Origin of the sequence: Actinomadura sp. NEAU-AAG7, from assembly GCF_018603865.1 — a bacterium.
GTDB classification, from domain to species: domain Bacteria; phylum Actinomycetota; class Actinomycetes; order Streptosporangiales; family Streptosporangiaceae; genus Spirillospora; species Spirillospora litoris.
Map to the genome: position 1 here is coordinate 258547 of NZ_JAHFZY010000006.1, position 17365 is coordinate 275911.

At 73.5% G+C, this 17365-nt stretch carries 16 protein-coding genes; 8 read left to right on the plus strand and 8 right to left on the minus strand.

Features of this window, described 5'->3' with window-relative positions; genetic code table 11:
• Positions 1-43 precede the first annotated feature (43 nt).
• Positions 44-1447: a KamA family radical SAM protein gene (locus KLI87_RS27525; protein WP_156216740.1), complete on the minus strand. Its 1404-nt coding sequence runs from the start codon at positions 1445-1447 to the stop codon at positions 44-46.
• A 129-nt stretch (positions 1448-1576) separates the two neighbouring features.
• Between KLI87_RS27525 and KLI87_RS27530 the strand changes: the two genes are divergently transcribed.
• Positions 1577-2623, plus strand: a complete 1047-nt coding sequence (locus KLI87_RS27530) for a zinc-binding dehydrogenase (RefSeq protein ID WP_214619269.1) — start codon at positions 1577-1579, stop codon at positions 2621-2623.
• A 73-nt stretch (positions 2624-2696) separates the two neighbouring features.
• Here the strand turns inward: KLI87_RS27530 and KLI87_RS27535 are convergent, their stop codons facing one another.
• On the minus strand, positions 2697-3431 hold the full coding sequence (locus tag KLI87_RS27535) for a hypothetical protein (RefSeq protein ID WP_214619270.1): 735 nt from the start codon (positions 3429-3431) through the stop codon (positions 2697-2699).
• A 164-nt stretch (positions 3432-3595) separates the two neighbouring features.
• Here KLI87_RS27535 and KLI87_RS27540 point away from each other — a divergent pair, with 164 nt between their 5' ends.
• From KLI87_RS27540 to KLI87_RS27550, 3 genes are all read left to right on the plus strand, one after another.
• Positions 3596-3940, plus strand: coding sequence for a helix-turn-helix transcriptional regulator (locus KLI87_RS27540; RefSeq protein WP_214619271.1), 345 nt, complete (start codon positions 3596-3598; stop codon positions 3938-3940).
• Positions 3937-4401, plus strand: coding sequence for an SRPBCC family protein (locus KLI87_RS27545; protein WP_214619272.1), 465 nt, complete (start codon positions 3937-3939; stop codon positions 4399-4401). Before KLI87_RS27540 ends, KLI87_RS27545 begins: the two co-directional genes overlap by 4 nt.
• Positions 4402-4472: 71 nt before the next feature.
• Positions 4473-5066 carry a dihydrofolate reductase family protein gene (locus KLI87_RS27550; RefSeq protein ID WP_214619273.1) on the plus strand — a complete coding sequence of 198 codons (594 nt, stop codon included), beginning with the start codon at positions 4473-4475 and terminating at the stop codon, positions 5064-5066.
• A gap of 88 nt (positions 5067-5154) precedes the next feature.
• On the opposite strand, the gene KLI87_RS27555 is transcribed toward KLI87_RS27550, so the two are convergent.
• The 3 genes from KLI87_RS27555 to KLI87_RS27565 form a co-directional block, all read right to left on the minus strand.
• Positions 5155-6411: an FAD-dependent monooxygenase gene (locus KLI87_RS27555; protein ID WP_214619274.1), complete on the minus strand. Its 1257-nt coding sequence runs from the start codon at positions 6409-6411 to the stop codon at positions 5155-5157.
• A gap of 170 nt (positions 6412-6581) precedes the next feature.
• On the minus strand, positions 6582-8084 hold the full coding sequence (locus tag KLI87_RS27560; protein WP_214619275.1) for a CYTH and CHAD domain-containing protein: 1503 nt from the start codon (positions 8082-8084) through the stop codon (positions 6582-6584).
• A 201-nt stretch (positions 8085-8285) separates the two neighbouring features.
• Complete coding sequence (locus KLI87_RS27565; protein WP_214619276.1) at positions 8286-9059, minus strand: SDR family oxidoreductase; 774 nt, start codon at positions 9057-9059, stop codon at positions 8286-8288.
• 73 nt (positions 9060-9132) lie between these two features.
• Here KLI87_RS27565 and KLI87_RS27570 point away from each other — a divergent pair, with 73 nt between their 5' ends.
• From KLI87_RS27570 to KLI87_RS27580, 3 genes are all read left to right on the plus strand, one after another.
• Positions 9133-10011, plus strand: a complete 879-nt coding sequence (locus KLI87_RS27570) for a sigma-70 family RNA polymerase sigma factor (RefSeq protein WP_308166225.1) — start codon at positions 9133-9135, stop codon at positions 10009-10011.
• 88 nt (positions 10012-10099) lie between these two features.
• Entirely contained in the window at positions 10100-10918 is an 819-nt protein-coding gene (locus tag KLI87_RS27575) for an alpha/beta fold hydrolase (protein WP_214619277.1), read from the plus strand.
• Between the two features lie 164 nt (positions 10919-11082).
• Entirely contained in the window at positions 11083-12414 is a 1332-nt protein-coding gene (locus KLI87_RS27580; RefSeq protein WP_156216727.1) for a DUF2252 domain-containing protein, read from the plus strand.
• Positions 12415-12421: 7 nt separating this feature from the next.
• Here KLI87_RS27580 and KLI87_RS27585 read toward each other — a convergent pair whose 3' ends face one another.
• Positions 12422-14143, minus strand: coding sequence for a PP2C family protein-serine/threonine phosphatase (locus KLI87_RS27585; RefSeq protein WP_214619278.1), 1722 nt, complete (start codon positions 14141-14143; stop codon positions 12422-12424).
• Positions 14144-14238: 95 nt separating this feature from the next.
• Between KLI87_RS27585 and KLI87_RS27590 the strand changes: the two genes are divergently transcribed.
• Positions 14239-15039 (plus strand): SAM-dependent methyltransferase, encoded by an 801-nt coding sequence (locus tag KLI87_RS27590; RefSeq protein ID WP_214619279.1) that lies wholly within the window; start codon positions 14239-14241, stop codon positions 15037-15039.
• Positions 15040-15118: 79 nt separating this feature from the next.
• Here the strand turns inward: KLI87_RS27590 and KLI87_RS27595 are convergent, their stop codons facing one another.
• The gene (locus KLI87_RS27595) at positions 15119-16300 is read right to left on the minus strand and encodes a hypothetical protein (protein ID WP_214619280.1); all 1182 of its coding nucleotides are present in this window, start codon (positions 16298-16300) and stop codon (positions 15119-15121) included.
• A gap of 2 nt (positions 16301-16302) precedes the next feature.
• On the minus strand, positions 16303-17070 hold the full coding sequence (locus KLI87_RS27600; RefSeq protein ID WP_156216718.1) for a DUF4239 domain-containing protein: 768 nt from the start codon (positions 17068-17070) through the stop codon (positions 16303-16305).
• Positions 17071-17365: the final 295 nt, after the last annotated feature.

Consider the following 17365-nt stretch of genomic DNA (forward strand, 5'->3'; position numbering starts at 1 on the left):
GCCCGTTAGAAATCTACAACGTAAAGGCGCCGGGCGGTCCGCATCACCCCTGAAGCCCCCCGGAACGTTCCCGCCACCAGGCGCGGCCGCTCTCGGGCAGGGTGTGGATCGGGTCGTGGTACTCGTAGCGGCGGGTGAGGGCGTCGGGGTCGGCCGCCTCCAGGCCGGTGCGGTAGTTCTTCGTCCAGTAGGAGATCCCGCGCTCGCGGTCGTAGTCGGCGAGCTGGTGCACCCACCGCTTGCCCACGTAGGGGACGTCGCAGACGATCCGCGGGGTGGCGAACCCGGGCAGGTAGCCCATGATCGCGTGCTGCAGCTCCTGCGCCTCCCACACGGCGAGCCGCCAGTGCTCGCTGTTGGGGATCATGTCGCACATGTAGAGGTAGTAGGGGAGGATCCCGGCCTCGTCCAGCAGCGCGAACGACAGGTCGAGCAGCGCGGCGGGGGAGTCGTTGACGCCGCGCAGCAGCACGCCCTGGTTGCGGACGTCGCGGATGCCGGTGTCGAGCATCGCGCGGGCGGCCCGCGCGACCAGCGGCGTCACCGACTGGGCGGCGTTGACGTGGGTGTGGATCGCGATCTGGACGCCGCGCCGGTGCGCCTTGGCGGCCAGGCGCTCCATGCCGGCGCGGATCTCGTCCTGGAGCCAGTGCTGGGGCAGGCCCATGAGCGCCTTGGTGGCGAGGCGGATGTCGCGGATGTTGTCGATGTCCAGCAGCGCGTCGACGAAGGACTCCAGGCGGGGCCAGGGGAGGTTGGCGACGTCGCCGCCGGAGACGACGACGTCGCGGACGCCGGGGGTGCGGCGGAGGTAGTCGAGCATCGCGGCGAGCCGGTCGGGGGGTTTGACCAGGAAGCGGTGCTTGTCGACGGTCGGGGTGGAGTTGCCGACCAGGTCCATGCGGGTGCAGTGGCCGCAGTACTGGGGGCAGGTCGGCAGCAGCTCGGCCAGGACCTTGGTGGGGTAGCGGTGGGTGAGGCCCTCGACGGCCCACATCTCGGCCTCGTGCAGGGAGTCGCGGGCGGCCAGCGGATGGGAGGGCCAGTCGGTCCGCCGGTCGCCGAACACCGGGAGCATGTAGCGGCGGACGGGGTCGGCGCGGAACGCCTCGGTGGAGGAGGCGTCCATGGTGTTGAGCATCTGGGGCGGCAGCAGCGTCGACATCGTCGCGCGCTCGGTGCGGTCGCGGTCCAGATCGGTGTAGAAGTCCTCGTCGAGCAGGTCGCCCATGACCTGGCGGAGCTGGCGCGGGTTCTTGACGCAGTGGGCGCGCTGCCACTGCGCCGACTCCCATTCGGCGCGCGTGACGTCCCGCCAGCCGGGCAGGCGGCGCCAGTCGGGCTCCTCCAGCGGCCGGCGCCGGTAGAGGTAGGGCTGGGCGGAAGCATCCCGGCCGGCGGCGGTCGCCGCGGCGGCGTCGCGGTCCGGATGCAGGGCAGTGGTCATCGTCGACCGCCTCCTCGCGTCACATTGATCGCATAAAAGTCTTGTATGCAGCCGACGTTACGGGAAGACTTTCGATGAAACCAGTGCTGCCCGGTACATCTTCCGGGCCGAGTGGGCGTGGAGGTGGCCGTGCGCGAGGGGGGCGGCGTGGGCGCCGCGGCGGGGCTGCGCCGCGTGCTGGAGCCGGCGGGGGTGCTGCCCCAGGCGGCGTCGCGGCTGGACACCGACCCGCGGATCCGCCCCGACGAGGTGCGCGTCCGCGTGGAGCGGCTGAACCTGGACGCCGCGTCCTACCGGCAGCTGCACACCGCGCACGGCGGCGACCCGGACGCGATCCGCGCGGAGGTGCTGCGGATCATCGGGGAGCGCGGCAAGATGCACAACCCGGTCACCGGGTCGGGCGGCATGCTCGTCGGCGTCGTGGACGAGGCCGGCCCCGACTCGCCGCTCGGGCTGCGGGCGGGCGACCGCGTCGCCACCCTGGTCTCGCTGACGCTGACGCCGCTGGCGGTCACCGACGGGCTCGCGCGCTGGGACGGCCGGTCCGAGCAGGTCCCGGCGGAAGGGCACGCGATCCTGTTCGCCCGCTCGATCGCCGCCGTCCTGCCGGACGACCTGCCGGTTCCGCTGGCGCTGTCGGTCATGGACGTGTGCGGCGCGCCCGCGCTGACCCACCGCGTCGTCGCGGCGCGGGAGGAGGCGCCGGTGGTGGCGGTGCTGGGCGCGGCGGGCAAGAGCGGGTCGCTGTCGCTGGCGGCGGCGCGCCGCGCGGGCGCGTCCCGGGTGATCGGGCTGGTCCCGACGGAGCGGGAGGAGGCGCTGCTGTCGGGGACCGGCCTGGCGGACGCGGTGGTGCGCGCCGACGCGCGGGACCCGGTGGCGGTGGCCGCCGCGCTCGGGGCGCCCGCCGACGTGACCGTCGTGTGCGTGGATGTGCCGGGCTGCGAGCACGGCGCGATCCTGGCGACCGCCCCGGGCGGCACCGTGGTGTTCTTCTCGATGGCGACGTCGTTCCCGGCGGCGGCGCTGGGCGCCGAGGGGCTGGCCGCCGACGTGACGATGCTCATCGGGAACGGCTACGTCCCCGGCCACGCGGCGATGGCGCTGGACCTGCTGCGCTCGGAACCGGCGGTTCGCACGCTCTTCACCGCCCGAGGGGCCGATTCGGCCCGATGACCGATCGCAGCTGAGCGACAGGCCGGCCGCCCTCCCTGGGAGACGGCCCGGGGCGTCGAGGGCTCGCGCGCCCTCACATGCTCGCGAGCTGGGTCAGCGTGTCTTTGGCGATGTCCCAACTGGTGTCCACCATCGCCAGGCTCTGGGCATCCGGCAGGGTGGCCGCGTCCATCCGATAGCCGTTGTAGGCCGTGCAGAACCACCGCCTGAGGTGGGAGTCGGCGTCGTACAGGTTGACGCACCTGGGCGTCAGGCCGGTGCTGACCTTCTGGTTGGCCTCGCGGAGGAGCGGCACGAGGGTGTCGTTGTGCAGGCCGGCCTTGCTGCGCGCCATGAGCGCGATGGGGCCGACGGCGTTGACCGAGAAGCCGAGCTGGTCCTTGGCCGCACCGCTGGTCACCGTGGACAGCAGGCTGTCGATCTGGGTGATGCAGGAGGTCGCGCTCAGCGCGAAGTACTGCTTGTTGTCCGGGGTCAGATTGTCGAAGTCGGGGAAGTTGAGCACGGCGCTGCGCGCGCAGGCGCGCGCGTCGGCGGCGGCGATGGCGTCGATGTGGTTGATGATGTCGCGCTCGGCCGTCTTGATCGCGGCGATGATCTGGGCGGTGGCCGCCGCCGATGAGCCGCCGCCGAGGAAGGACTTGTACGCGTCGTACGCGGCCTTGATCGCCGCGGCGACGGTCGCGGGGTCGGTGTTGGGCGCGGCCGTGGAGCTCGCCTCCTTGGGGGTGGCCGCCTGGGCCGGACCGGGCATGGCCGTGGCGGTCATGGCGAGCGCCACGGCAACACCGATGAGCTTGCGTCTCACTTCGTGCCTCCTTCGACCGGGCAGGACCTCTGCTGGTAATAGGCGGCCGGGTTACACGGACCGCGGTCGTGAACCACCGGGCCCGGACAAGGCCGGGGTTGACCGCCGGGCGGCGCGGCCCCTATATTCAACGCATCGGTTGATAAAGCGATTGGTTGAACAACATGAGTGTTGACGACCGTGATGAGCGGCTTGACCGGGCGTTCACCGCGCTGGGGGATCCCGTACGGCGGGCGCTGGTCGCGCGACTCTCGCGGGGGGACGCGACCGTCAACGAACTGGCCGAGCCGTTCGCCATCACCAAGCAGGCGGTCTCGCGGCACGTCCAGGTGCTGGAGGCGGCCGGCCTGATCACTCGCAGCCGGGACGCGCAGCGGCGGCCGTGCCATCTGAACGCGGCCGCCCTGGAGGAGCTGACCGCCTGGATCGACGCCTACCGGCTGGCCGTCGAACAGCGCCACCGCCGCCTGGACACGGTGCTGGAGGACATGAAGGAGCAGGACAAGTGAACGAGACGACGATCACCGCCCGGCCCGGGACCCCGTTCATCGACACCGTCCGGGAGTTCGACGCGCCCGCCGGCCTGGTGTTCCGCGCCCTGACCGACCCCGAGCTCATCCCGCGGTGGCTCGGGCCCTCCACGATGACGACGGAGGTCGTCGAGTACGAGGTGAGACCGGGAGGCCGCTACTCCTACATCCACCGCGGCGGGGGCGGGGAGCACCGTTTCCACGGCGTGTTCCACGCCGTGGTGGCCGACGAGCGGATCGTGCAGACCTTCCAGTACGACGGCCGTCCCGACGAGGTCAGCCTGGAGACGCTCACCTTCGCGAACCTGGGCGACCGCACCCGCATGCACATCCACGCGGTCCACGGGTCCGTGGAGGCCCGCGACGCCATGATCGAAAGCGGTATGGAGCACGGCGTCCGCGACTCGATGGCGCGCCTGGAGCACCTGCTGGCCCGATGACCGCTCCGCCTTGACCGCGAAGCCGACGACGTGCTCCTCCCCACCGGACACCCAGAAAGCGAACGATCACTATGACGAAGCTCCTGTGCGACATGGCCGTCTCCGTCGACGGCTTCATCACCGGCGACGGCCCCGCACCGGGGCGCGGTCTCGGGGACGGCGCCGTCCTGCACGACTGGTACTGGAACGGCGAGGCGCGCAGCCGCGTCGTGCCCGAGTTCCGGCTGTCGGAGACCACCCGCGACTTCATCGACCCGTTCGCCGAGCGCGTCGGCGCGGTGGTCGCGGGCCGCAACAGCTACGACGACGCCCGAGGCTGGGGTGGCGGCAGCCCCCATCCCACGGCCCCCCTGGTCGTCCTCAGCCATCGCCCCGCGCCTCCCGGGGCGACGCCGGCGCAGCGGTTCGCGACCTCGATCGAGGACGCGGTCGCCGCCGCCCGCGAGGCCGCCGGCGACCGCGACGTCGGCCTGATGGGAGGCGGCGTGCTCACCACCGCCCTGGCCGCGGGACTGGTCGACGAGATCGTCGTCCATCAGGTGCCGGTGCTGCTGGGCGCGGGCCGGCGCCTCTTCCAGGAGCTGCCCGGCCACATCCGCCTCACCCTCGTCCAAGCCCTGCCCGCCCCGGGCGTGACCCACCTGCACTACCGCGTGGAGCGTTGACCCCCGACGGCACGCGGGCGCCCGCTTCGACCGGCCTCGCGAGCGCCGACCAGTGAAGCGCGGTCGCCCTCGGCACGTCAGGTGTCGCCTACGGCCCGGCCGGCGAGGTGACCGGCGGTCCGGCCGGGGCCGCGGAGTCCGGCACCCCGGCGTAGTCGGGCAGTTCGATGCCGTTGATCGCGCGGCCGACCAGCTCCATGAACCATTCGCCGGTGAAGTCGGGGAGCGGCTCGGCGTCCGGCCCGGGGACGTCGCGGGTGCGGGCGTTCAACCGGCCGATCTCCTGGTTGGCCTCGACGAACGGGCGCATCCGCGCCTCGTAGCGGGCGGCGCCGGCGCCGGGGTCCCATCCGGCGGCGGCCAGCTCTCCGGCCAGGACGTAGGCGCCGACCAGGGCCAGCCCGGTGCCCTGCCCGGACATCGGCGAGGAGCTGAACGCCGCGTCCCCCAGCAGCACCACCCGTCCGCTCGACCAGCGGTCCATCACCACCTGGGCGACCTGGTCGAGGTAGAAGTCCGGGGTGTCGTCCAGGTGCGCGAGGACGTCCGGGGCCGACCAGCCCAGGCCCGCCATCCGCTCACGCAGCAGGGCCTTCTGCGCCACGATGTCGCGGTGGTCGACGTCGAAGTCGGCCGCGGCGAGGTAGAACATGGCCATCGCCCGGGTGGCGTCCTGGATGGGCCGCAGGAGGACCGACCGCCCGGACCCCTGGTCCTGGTGTTCGAGGAGCCAGCGGTCCAGCCCGAACTCGTTGGGCACGCTGTAGAAGGCCAGCACGTGCCCGAGGTGGCGGAGGAACCGCTCGTGCGGCCCGAAGACCATCGCCCGCAGCTCCGAGTGCAGCCCGTCGGCCCCGACCACCAGGTCGAAGCGCCGCCGGTCGCCGCCCGCGAAGACCACGTCGACCCCGTCCGCGTCCTGGGCGAGCCCGGCGATCCGGTCGCCGAAGATGTACTCGACGCCCTCGCGGGTGTCGTCGTAGAGCACCTGGGACAGGTCCCCGCGCAGGATCTCGATGTCCGCGATGAACCCGTCGCCGCCGTCGTCGTCGGCGCGGAAGGTCTCCAGCACCTGCCCGTCCGCGTCCACGGTGTGCGCGCCGGCGGTGTCGGTGCACGCCGCGCGCACCGCCGCGTCCAGCCCCATGCGCCCGATGACCTCCCTGGCGACCCCGCGCGCGTCCACCGCCTGCCCGCCGGGACGCAGTTCGGGAGCCCGCTCCACCACGGTCACCTCGGCCCCCCGCCGGCGGAGCCAGTGGGCCAGTGCGGGACCCGCGACGCTCGCCCCCGCCACCAGCACCCTCGGGACGGTGTGCTCCCGCTTGGAGTCGTCGCCGCTCATCACTGCCTCCATGTGCTTCCTCACGCGCTGGATCCCAGCACAGGCCCGCCGCCGTCGGTGGGTCCAGCCGTATCGACCACGGCTCCGCACGAAACTCATCGGCACGACCGAAATCGCGTCCAACGCCGATTCGGGCGCCGCCGCCGCGGCAGGAGGGTGAACGGTGCCCGCTACAGGCGCTTGACCAGCTTGGGGTCGGCCGCCTTCCGCCAGGTCGAGGGGAGGTCGGTCAGCGGATCGTCGTAGCGCTGGAGCGTCGTTAGCGCCCCCAGCGCGTAGGCGTCGGAGGCGTCGGAGGCGCCGCCGGGCTCCGGGGCCATCCGCTCCAGACGGCCGGCGGCGACGATCCTGTCCTGGTTGTCGCCGAGGACGTCCTGCAGCTTCTCGGCACGCCGGGCGATCTTGGCGGCCCGCTTGCCGAGGACGGGCTTCGCCGCCTCGGCGGTGTGGCGGAGCCGCTTGGCGGCCTTGCGGGTCTTGTGGAGGGCGGCGTCCCGGTCCTCGCCCCGCGGCGCCTTCCCCGCTTCGCGGTAGGCGTCGGTCATCTTGCGCCGGGCCCTGGCCACGATCTTCCGCTGCTGCTTGCGCGCCGCCTTGTGCGCCTTGCGGCGGACGGGCGGGTCGGTGACCATCGCGTCGATGCGGTCCAGCAGGGCCAGATAGCGCTGGCTGCGCAGGACGCCGCGCAGCCGCTCTCGGGCCTGCAGCTCCTGGTGGCGCATATCCAGCAACCAGCCCGGCTCGGAGCGGCCTCCCGGCAGGCCGGCGAGCTGGGCGCGGAACCGTGCCTGGAGCACCTCCAGGTCGCGGACCTCGCCGAGCGCGTCGGACAGCCACTTGAGTTCGGCGTCCAGGGGCTTGACGCGCGGGCGGTCGAGGATCGTGCGGTGGGTGCGCAGGATGCTCCGGAACCGGCGGATCGAGGTGCGCATCTTGTGCACCGAGTCGTCGTCGTGGTCGGCGAGCCGTACGCGGGGGTCGTAGGCCAGCATGCGCGCGGCCTGTGCGCTGAGATAGGCGGACATCACCTGGACCGTGCTGCGCATCTCGCCGGAGTAGCCGTCCGGCGCGGGCGCGACGCCCAGCACGATCGACAGCTTGTTCGACTCCTGGCTCGCCTGCGCGCCCGAACCGGTCAGGTGCTCGCCGACGGCGTCGAGCACGTCCTCCTCTCCGTCGACGAGTTCCACCTCCAGTTCACGCCAGGTGACCACGCCCTCCTCGCGCGGCTCCAGCCGGACGCCGGTGACCCTGTCGTCGACGAGCTGGGCCAGCACCGTGCCGCCCCGGTCGAGCAGCTCGCGCTCGGTGCGGTCGGTGCGGATCTCGGCCACCGCCACCAGCGGGAGGCCGCGGGTGTGGGCGAGGAGCAGGCCGGCCAGTTCGGCGGGTGGCGGGCTCGCGGCCTCCCCGGCCGGCGCCTGGATCTCGTCGCGCCCGCCCTTGGCCCTGGGGAGTTTGAGGTGCCAGCCGTCGTCGGTGCCGCCCGTACGGCGCCGCAGGGTGATGCCGCGGCGCGCCAGCCGCAGGTCGGCGGTGTCGTAGTAGCGGGCGGTGAGGGTGAGGGTGCGGGGTTCGGCCGCCGTGCTCAGCCCGGTCACCTCCCGCAGGTCCGGAAGGCTGTAACCGCCGCCGACCTTGTATTTGCGTTCGACCTCCACATGGGCCGTCACGTTCATTCCTCCTTTGCGAAATCTTGTATCCTCCCCTACCCGTCCTCTTCGTTCTACGCGTCCTTTCCGGACGCCGGGGCCCTCAAGGCGGCCGAAGACCGGTTCGCCCGCGCGGCCTACGGTCGTCCCGAAGGTGGGGGCGCATGGACCACATCACCTTCCCGCTGGGCGCCCTGACCGTCAGGGCGCCCGTCCTCGCCCTCACCGCTGGGAGCCGGTGGTCTGAGCGGTCAGGAACTCCTCCCAGGTGCGGGTGCCGACGGATGCGTCCAGGCTGAGGTTGACTCCCGACCGGTAGGCTTTGCCGATCTTGCCGGGGACGCGGATCGGGAGCCTCATCCGGCGCCTGCCCACCGCGGCGAGGTAGCCGCGCTGGAGCTCCTCCAGGGTGTAGACGCGCGGCCCGACCAGGTCGGAGACGCGCCCCGCCGGAGCGCCCAGGGTGAGCTCGGCCAGCCGGGCCGCCACATCGCCGGACGCGACCGGCTGCCAGCGGACCCCGCCGGGCGCCGGCAGGACCGGCGCCTTGGCCATCGCCCGCACCGTCTTCAGCGCCAGCTCGTGGAACTGCGCGGCACGCAGGATCGTGTACGGGATGCCGGAGGCGGCCACGATGGCCTCCGCCGCCGCCTTGCGTGCGAAGTAGCCGATCGGCACGGCGTCGGCGCCGACGACCGAGATCAGCACCAGGTGGTCCACGGAGCCGGCGCGCCGGGCGGCTTGGACCAGGTTGCGGGTGCTGGCGTCATCGCCCTTGGGGCCTCCGGCGAGATGCAGCACGGTCCGCACGCCGTCGAGCGCCGCGTCCAGGCCCTCGCCGGTCATGAGGTCGACCGCCACGTATCGCACGCCGTCCTCGGGGTCGCGGTCATGCCGGCTCAGCACTCGGACCGTGTGCCCGGCCCGCCGCAGGAGCGGAACCACCTGCGCGCCCAGCAGCCCTGTACCCCCGGTGACCAGGATGGTGGAGGTCATCGCCCGTATCTCCCTCTTGTAGGTTGACGGTGTAACAGGGCTACGACCCGGCCCCACGCAGGAACGTGACACGGTGACCCAAGATTCTTCGGCGCCGGCCGGCTTCGAGGCCGAGCGCCCCCGGCTGCGGGCACTGGCCTACCGGATGCTCGGCTCCGCCACCGAGGCCGACGACGCGGTCCAGGAAACCTGGCTGCGGTACTACCGCGCCGACCTGGCGCAGGTGCGGAACCTGCCGGCCTGGCTGACCACGGTGGTCACCCGGGTCTGCCTCAACCTGCTCCGGGCGCGGCGGACCCGGCGCGAGGAGTCGCTGGAGAGCTTCACCACCGACTGGCTCGGCGCGGCCGACCACGACCGCGTCCCGCAGGAGGAGGCCGAGCTGGCCGACTCGATCGGGCTGGCGCTGCTGGTCGTCCTCGACCGGCTGAGCCCGGCGGAGCGGGTCGCGTTCGTCCTGCACGACATGTTCGACGTGGCGTTCGGCGACATCGCGCACATGATGGAGCGCGACCCCGCCGCGGTCCGGCAGCTCGCCAGCCGGGCCCGCGCGAAGATCCGGGGCGGCACCGGGACGAAGACCGCGGACGCGGCCCGCCGCCGTCAGGCGGTCGAGGCGTACCTCACGGCCACCCGGACCGGGGACTTCGAGGCGCTGCTGAGGCTGCTCGATCCCCAGGTCGAGCTGCGCGCCGACCCGGAGGCCACCGGCGCCGCCGGGCCCCTCACCCTCCAGGGCGCCCTGGTCGTGGCCAAGAGCGCCCTCGCCTCGGCCCCCCGCGCCCGCTTCACCGCCCCGGCCCTCGTCGACGGCCGCCCGGCGCTGGTCATGGCCCCGCTCGGCCGGCTCTGCGTGGTCATCCGGTTCACCTTCGCCGACTCCACAATCACCGCCATCGACGTCACCGCCGCCCCGAGCCGCCTCCGCGCCTTCGAGATCACCCTGGACTGACGCCTCGTAGGGACGGGCATTACCCCGCACGTAATCGCCCCCGCTCACCCCTTCGGACACGATGAACACATCGAGCTGAGGAGCGGCAATGTTCATCGAGGCGAACGACGGCACTCGTCTGGCGTACGAGGATCACGGGCAGGGGCGGCCGATCGTGCTGCTGGCGAGCTGGGTTCTGCACAGCGACATGTGGGAGTACCAGATCCCCTTTTTGGTCGAGCACGGCTACCGCTGCGTGACGCTGGACCGCCGCGGTCACGGTCGCTCCGACCGGCCCTCGGCCGGGTACGACCTCACCACCAGCGCCGACGATCTCGCAGCGCTCCTGGAGCACCTCGACCTGAACGACGTCATCCTGGTCGGGCACTCGATGGGCGGCGCCGAGGTCGCCCGCTACCTGGCCCGGCACGGGGAGGACCGCGTCGCCGGCGCCGCGTTCGTCTCGGCCGTCCTGCCCTTCCTCAAGCTGACCGACGACAACCCCGGAGGCGTTCCGGAAGCGGCGCTGCGGGCCATCCTGCAGGCGTTCCGCGCCGATCGTCCCAAGTGGTTCGCCCGGCAGGCCCAGCTCTGGTTCGCCACCCACCTCAACGAGGTGTCACCGGCCATGGTCGAGCACACCATCGCCCAGTGCCTGTCGGCCTCGCCGTGGGCGACCGCCGAGCTGTTCGCCTCGGCCTTCCACGAGGACCACCGGGACGACCTGCGGAAGCTCTCCATCCCCGCCCTGGTCGTCCACGGGACGCTCGACTCCTCCGCACGGATCGAGGTCACCGGCCGCCGCACCGCCGAGCTGATCCCCGACGCGGACTACAAGGAGTACCCGACCGCCAGCCACGGCATCTACTTCACCCACAAGGACGAGCTCAACACCGACCTTCTGGACTTCATCAAGTCCCGCTGCTGAGACCGACGGTCCACGCGGCCGCGCGCCGCGTCGCCGGCCGGTGCCCGCCGCGCCCGGAACCGGCGGTTCGCGCGCCGTTCACCGCCCCGGAGGCCGGTGATTCGGCAGAATGACCGGAATACGCCCCGGCGGGGGGCCATCCGATCATCCGAGGAGTCAGCCTGATGGCGAGCATCATCGAGGACCTGCGCGGTCGTGACCGCGGGGAGCGGCAGGCGCAGATCGTGGACGTCCTGGTCGAGGCGTTCTCGGACCTGATGGAGCGCAGCCCCGCCGAGTTCCGCCGCCGCTTCCGCAAGATGGCCTCCGACCCGTTCGCGTTCTACCGGGGCAGCGCCTGCCTGTTCTACGCCGACATCGTCCACGACGAGGACCCGTGGGCCGACGAGCGCACCGGCCGCGTCTGGATCCAGGGCGACCTGCACGCGCAGAACTTCGGCACCTACATGAACGACGACGGCGTGTTCGTGTTCGACGTCAACGACTTCGACGAGGCCTACGTCGGGCACTTCACCTGGGACGTCAAGCGGCTGGTGGCGAGCCTGGCGCTGCTGGCCTGGCAGAAGGCCATCTCCGACGCCGACATCCGGCGGCTGATCGAGACCTACGTGCGCGCCTACGTCGACCAGGTCCGCGGGTTCGCGGCGCACGACGGCGGCCACCGGTTCGCGCTGACCCTCGACACCGCCGACGGCTACGTCCGGGACGTGCTGGTCGCGGCGATGTCGGGCACCCGGATCGGGCTGCTGGAGGGCATGACGGTGGTCGACGGGGCCGAGCGCCGGTTCCGGGACCGCTCCGGCGTCCGCCGGCTGGAGGCGGCCGAGCGCGCCAAGGTCGAGGCCGCCTACCAGGACTACCTGAACACGATCCCGGCGGAGAAGCGGTTCGGCAGCCTCACCTACGAGGTGAAGGACATCGTCGGCGCGTCCGGGTTCGGGATCGGCTCGGCGGGCCTGTCGGCCTACAACATCCTGGTCGAGGGCAACACGCAGGCGCTGGAGAACGACGTGGTGCTGTCGATGAAGCAGGGCAACGTCGCCGCGCCGAGCCGCGTCGTCGACGACGCCCGCATCGGCGAGTACTTCCAGCACCACGGGCACCGCACGGCGGTGTCGCGGCGCGCGCTGCAGGCCAACACCGACCCGTGGCTCGGCCACACCCAGATCGACGGCGTCGGGTACGTCGTGCAGGAGCTGTCCCCCTACGAGGAGGACCTGGACTGGGGCGCCCTCACCGAGCCGGAGGAGATGCTGTCGGTGCTGGACGACCTGGGCCGCGCCACCGCCAAGATCCACTGCGTGTCCGACAGCGACTCCGACCACACGCTGGTCGGGTTCCAGGTGGAGGACGCGATCGACGCGGCGATCGGCCCGGACGAGTCGGCGTTCGTCGCGGCGATGGTGGAGTTCGGCACCGGGTACGCCGAGGTCGTCCGCGCCGACCACGCCCTGTTCGTCGACGCCTTCCGCGAACACCAGATCACCGGGCTCTGACCCGGGGTCAGCCGGGGCGTACCAGTAGCAGCGCGATGTCGTCCTGGTCCCGCTGGTCGGGCAGCAGGGCCAGGACGCCGTCGGCGGTGTCCTCCAGCGACGGCGACTGCGCGGCGATCAGCGCCGAGGCGAGCCGGGTGATCCCGGCGTCCAGGTGGCGGTGGCGGCTCTCGACGAGGCCGTCGGTGTAGAGCGCGAGCGTCCCGCCGTCCGGGAGCGTCGCGGTGACCTGCTCGTAGGCGGCGGGGTGCGCGGGGTCGGACACCCCGAGCGGCAGGCCGTGCGGGACGCCGAGGTGCCGGGCGCCGCCGCCCGGCAGCGCCAGCAGCGGCGGCGGGTGCCCCGCCGAGGCCAGCTCGCAGCGCAGCGTCGCCGGGTCACAGGTCAGGCACAGGCAGGTCGCGAACTGGGCGGCGTCCAGGTCCTGGGCGATGGCGTCCAGCCGCGCCAGGACCTCGGCGGGCGGGAACTCGCAGCTCGCCAGCGTGTGCGCGGCGACGCGGAGCTGGCCCATCGCCGCGGCGGCGGCCACGCCGTGGCCGACGGAGTCGCCGATGACGATCGCGACGCGCCGCCCGGGCAGCGGCACCACGTCGTACCAGTCGCCGCCGACGCCCGCGCGGGCGGGCAGGTAGCGGTGCGCGATCGCCAGGCCCGGCGGCGCGGTGACGGCGGCGGGCAGCAGGCTGGCCTGCAGCACGGTCGAGGTGCGGCGTTCGCGGCGGAACACGCGCGCGTTGTCGATGCAGGTGGCGGCGCGTCCGGCCAGCTCCGCGGCGAGGGCCTTGTCGGCGGCCGAGAACGGCAGCCGGCCGCGTTTGCGGCTGAACACCGCGAACCCGAGCGCGCGGCCCCGCACGGCCAGCGGCACCGCCAGCAGCGACACGTGCTCCAGCACGCCGTCCACGACGCGGCCGGTGACCGAGGCGATCGTGTCCTGGACCGTGTCGCCGCCGAACTCGACCATGGCGAGCGTGGCCAGGCAGCGGGCGTAGGGGGTGGGCGGCGGGTAGACGATGACCTCGTTGACCGGGAACTCGCGGGAGAACGTGCGCGGGTCGTCGGCGGCGAAGGCGACCGCCAGCCGCCGCACGACCGCGGCCCGCTCCGGCTCGGCGGCGGGACGGTCGTCGTCGGCGAGCAGCCGCTCCAGGACGTAGATCGCGCCCGCGTCGGCGAACCGGGGGACGGCGACCGCGACGACCTCGCGGGCGGTCGCGCCGAGGTCGAGGCTGGAGCCGATGCGGCGGCCCGCCTCGCTGAGCAGCTCCAGCCCGCCCGCCCACGGCGGCGTGACCGTCAGCGCGACGACGCGGCCGGAACCGGTCTCCAGCGGCTCGCACGTCACCGACAGCCCTTCCGCGGTCAGGGGCAGGACGCCGCGCCAGGCGCGCCCGGCGGCGGCGAGGGCGAGCGCGGCCTCCAGCGGGGCCGCGGCGGCGGGCCGGCCGAGCAGCGCGGGCAGCGCCGACCCGACGGCCTGCCCGGCGGTCCGGCGGAACAGCCGCGCGGCGGCCTCGCCCCACCCGGTGACCGTGCCGTCGAGGGCGAGCAGGACGGTCACCGGCGCGGGCTCCTCCGCCGGCACCGGGGGCTCGTGGGGCTCGTGGGTCCGGCACGTGGCCCGCGGCGCGGCGCGGGGGCCGCGCTCCGGCGCGGTCGCGGCGGAAGCCCCCGCGGGCGGCCGGCGGGCCGTCCCGGGCGTCGGTGTCGTCGGTACGTCAGACATCGGTCCTTCACTGTCCGTCGGCCTCGGCCGTCCGGCGGCGCGGGTTAGGCTGTGATCTCGCGCGGACGGCGCCCCTCGGTCAAGGGAGACGATGCATGGACTCCGGGTGGATCCCTCCGGACGTCGACGGCCAAAGGGCAAGCGTCGCACGGGTCTACGACTTCCTGCTGGGCGGCGGTCACAATTTCGCGTCGGATCGTGACCTGGCGACCGGGCTGCTGCGGATCGAGCCGCGGGCGCGGGAGTTGGCGCAGGCCAACCGGGCGTTCCTGCGCCGCGCGGTCCGCGAGTTGGCGGCAGCCGGGGTGACGCAGTTCGTCGACATCGGCTCGGGGATCCCGACGCAGGGCAACGTGCACGAGATCGCGCAGGCGGTGGACCCCGGGGCGCGGGTGGTCTACGTCGACAACGACGACGTCGCGGTCGCGCACAGCCGCTCGATCCTGGCGGGCGACGAGAACACCGCCGTGATCCAGGCCGACATGCGCCGCCCCGGCGCGCTGCTGCGCGACCCGGAGCTGAACCGGGTCGTCGACCTCACCAGGCCGGTCGCGTTCCTGCTGGTCGCGGCGCTGCACATGCTGACCGACGACGACGACCCGGCGGGCGTCGTCGCGGCGCTGCGGGAGGCGTGCGCGCCCGGCGGATACCTGGTGATCTCCCATTTCACGCACGAGGCCGAGCCGGGCAAGTCCGCGGCGATCGGCAAGCTCTACGACCGGGCGACCTCCCCGATGGTCGCGCGCTCGCACGCGGAGATTTTGCGGTTCTTCGACGGCTGGGACCTGCTCGACCCCGGCCTGGTGTACGTGCCGCTGTGGCGTCCCGAGGGCGGCGAGGTCGACGGCAGGCCCGAGCGGTTCCTGGTGTTCGGGGGCGTCGGACGCCGCCCCTGACCCCCGCGCCCCGGGCGGGACGCGGGGGCCTGTCAGGCGACCTGCCGCGATGTCGGGCACGGTCGGCGGCCTTCCGGGTTCAGCGTGCGAACGCGATCGCCGCGCCGGCGCTGATGATGACGGCGATGACCACCAGCACCAGCGGGGCGTCGAGCGGGTTCCGGCGGTGCGGCGGCGTCTTCATCGCGCGCGGCGTGACGTGCTCGACGGCGGCCCGCGCCGGTGGCCTCGGCTTCGGCTTCGGCCGCACCGCCGCGGGGGCGCGCGGCGCCAGCGCGGCGGGGACCACCACGGGGGCGACCGGCGTGACCCGGGGCGGCACGGCGGGCGGCGCGGTGACCGGCGGCACGGGCGGGGCCGGCGACGGCGGGACCGGTGTCGGTGGCACCGGGGACGGCGGTACCGGGGACGGGGGCGTGGGCGGCACGGGCGGTTCCGGTGCCGGGGGCTCCGGCGACGGCGGGACCGGCGGCTCGGGCTGGGGCGGCACGGGAGGCTCGGGCGCGGGCGGCTCCGGTTCGGGGGGCTTGGGCGGATGCTCGCATCCCGAACCGAGGCTGATCCTGAGGTGCAGGATGAGGTGGACGTCGAGGCAGAGGTTCAGCCCGAGGCCCAGGTCCAGGCCCAGACCGAGCCCGAGTCCGATCCCGCGGCCCTCGGGCCCGTCCTCTCCGGCGCCGGGGAGCAGCGGCAGACCGCGGCCGGGAGCGTCGCCGGGCCGGTCGCCGGGTTCGGCGCGGGGGGAGGGACGGCGGGGGAGCGGGGCCGTGGAGCCGCCGGAGCCGCCGGAGCCGCCGGAGCCGCCGGAGCCGTCGGGGCCGTCGGGGCCGTCGGGATCGTCGCCTTCGGAACGGCCGGGGCCGGGGCGGCTGTGCGGGGAGTGGCCGGTTCCGGAAACGCCGGTTTCAGTGCCGAGTCGTCCCGGATGGCCGTTTTCTGGCCGACCGTTTCCCGGCTGATCGCGGCCCGGGACGGCGTGCTTTCGACCACTCTGCTTCGGCACACCCTGCTTCGGAGTGCCTTGCTCCGGCGTCCTTAAAGCGCGCGCCCGGTCGGCCGGGCTCTCGCGTTCGGGCGCGTCGCGTCGGTCGCCGTGACCCGCGGTGGCGCCGCGTGCGGGCGAGGCGCGTCCGGGGTCGTCCGGGGTGGTGCGGGCGGGTGCGGGGCCGCCGGTCGCGGGGCCCGCGGCGAGGGCCGCCTGCGGGAACACCAGCGTCCCCGCGACGGCCGCGGGCAGGACCAGGACGGGCAGTCGGCGCATGGTCATCCACCTCCCGAGATGCGTTGCAGTTCGTCTTGCAGGCTCGTGAACGCGTCGGGCTTCACGGCCAGGGCACCGTCGAACACGTGCGAGATGTCGATGGTGAGGTAGGCGCCGATGGTGAGGAGCGCGGCCATGATCCCGAACGGGATCAGCGTCATCCCGCGCGGGCGCGCGCCCGAGATGAACGGCAGCAGGATGACGGCGACGCCGGTGATGAGGGTGACGGCCAGCAGCCCCGACGGCGGGGTGGTGCGGGCGTCGGCGGCGCGCTGGTGGCGGGCGGCCGAGATCTGGGCGAGCTGGTCCAGGGCGGCGGCGCGCGCGTCCTTGGCCTCGTCGTTGGCCGGTTTGAACGCGATGACCTCGCGGCGGATGTTCTCCAGCCGCGTCCAGCCGTCGGTGCTGAGCCGCCCGTCGCGCATGAGGCGCCACTCGGGGCCGCGGACCTGGGCGGTGTAGGCGCGCAGGCCCGCCTGGACGTGCTGGCCGGTGGGGGCGGGCAGCCGTCCCGCGGCCCAGTACGCCTCGCCGATCGCCTGGCTCTCGGTGTAGGTGTTGTTGCGGGCCGAGTCGGCGCTGGTCCAGGGCACGACGATCGCGATCGCGAAGGCCAGCAGGAACAGGGCCGACAGCATCCCGCCGGTGTGGCCGGCGGTGGGGCCGTCGGGGTCGGGGTCCTCGACGCCGTACCGCAGCCGCCGCACGAGGCGGCTCGCGACGAGGACCACCGCTACCGCGCAGGCCGCCGCCACAATGGAAATGATCATGTTGCTCCCGGGGGGATCCCGCGGTGGGCCGGCCGGGCGCGGCTACCCACCGCTACGTGATGTGATTCTAATAACACAGAGTGTTCCAATAGGTCTGTTGCATCCGGGTCCTCACCTCGCGGTCAGGTGACCCGACGGTCAGGGGAGAGGAAAGTGGCGGGAAGGACCGCGCGCCCGCCGGCCGGGCCTGCCCAAGGATCATGGGGGATGCCGGGTCACCGCGAGTTCTTGCGGATAGCGGGGTGAATGCCGGAAGATCTCTTGTAGAGCACTCGCTGCCACGGATGATGTTCGG

Bases quoted from the DNA above. Each gene is read 5' to 3' on its own strand.
- KLI87_RS27595 (WP_214619280.1), bottom strand. From the start codon at position 16,300: ATGCGCCGACTGCCCGTCCTGGTCCTGCCCGCGGCCGTCGCGGGGACG.
- KLI87_RS27585 (WP_214619278.1), bottom strand. From the start codon at position 14,143: ATGTCTGACGTACCGACGACACCGACGCCCGGGACGGCCCGCCGGCCG.
- KLI87_RS27525 (WP_156216740.1), bottom strand. From the start codon at position 1,447: ATGACCACTGCCCTGCATCCGGACCGCGACGCCGCCGCGGCGACCGCC.
- KLI87_RS27565 (WP_214619276.1), bottom strand. From the start codon at position 9,059: ATGACCTCCACCATCCTGGTCACCGGGGGTACAGGGCTGCTGGGCGCG.
- KLI87_RS27575 (WP_214619277.1), top strand. From the start codon at position 10,100: ATGTTCATCGAGGCGAACGACGGCACTCGTCTGGCGTACGAGGATCAC.
- KLI87_RS27540 (WP_214619271.1), top strand. From the start codon at position 3,596: ATGAGTGTTGACGACCGTGATGAGCGGCTTGACCGGGCGTTCACCGCG.
- KLI87_RS27600 (WP_156216718.1), bottom strand. From the start codon at position 17,070: ATGATCATTTCCATTGTGGCGGCGGCCTGCGCGGTAGCGGTGGTCCTC.
- KLI87_RS27580 (WP_156216727.1), top strand. From the start codon at position 11,083: ATGGCGAGCATCATCGAGGACCTGCGCGGTCGTGACCGCGGGGAGCGG.
- KLI87_RS27550 (WP_214619273.1), top strand. From the start codon at position 4,473: ATGACGAAGCTCCTGTGCGACATGGCCGTCTCCGTCGACGGCTTCATC.
- KLI87_RS27555 (WP_214619274.1), bottom strand. From the start codon at position 6,411: ATGAGCGGCGACGACTCCAAGCGGGAGCACACCGTCCCGAGGGTGCTG.
- KLI87_RS27590 (WP_214619279.1), top strand. From the start codon at position 14,239: ATGGACTCCGGGTGGATCCCTCCGGACGTCGACGGCCAAAGGGCAAGC.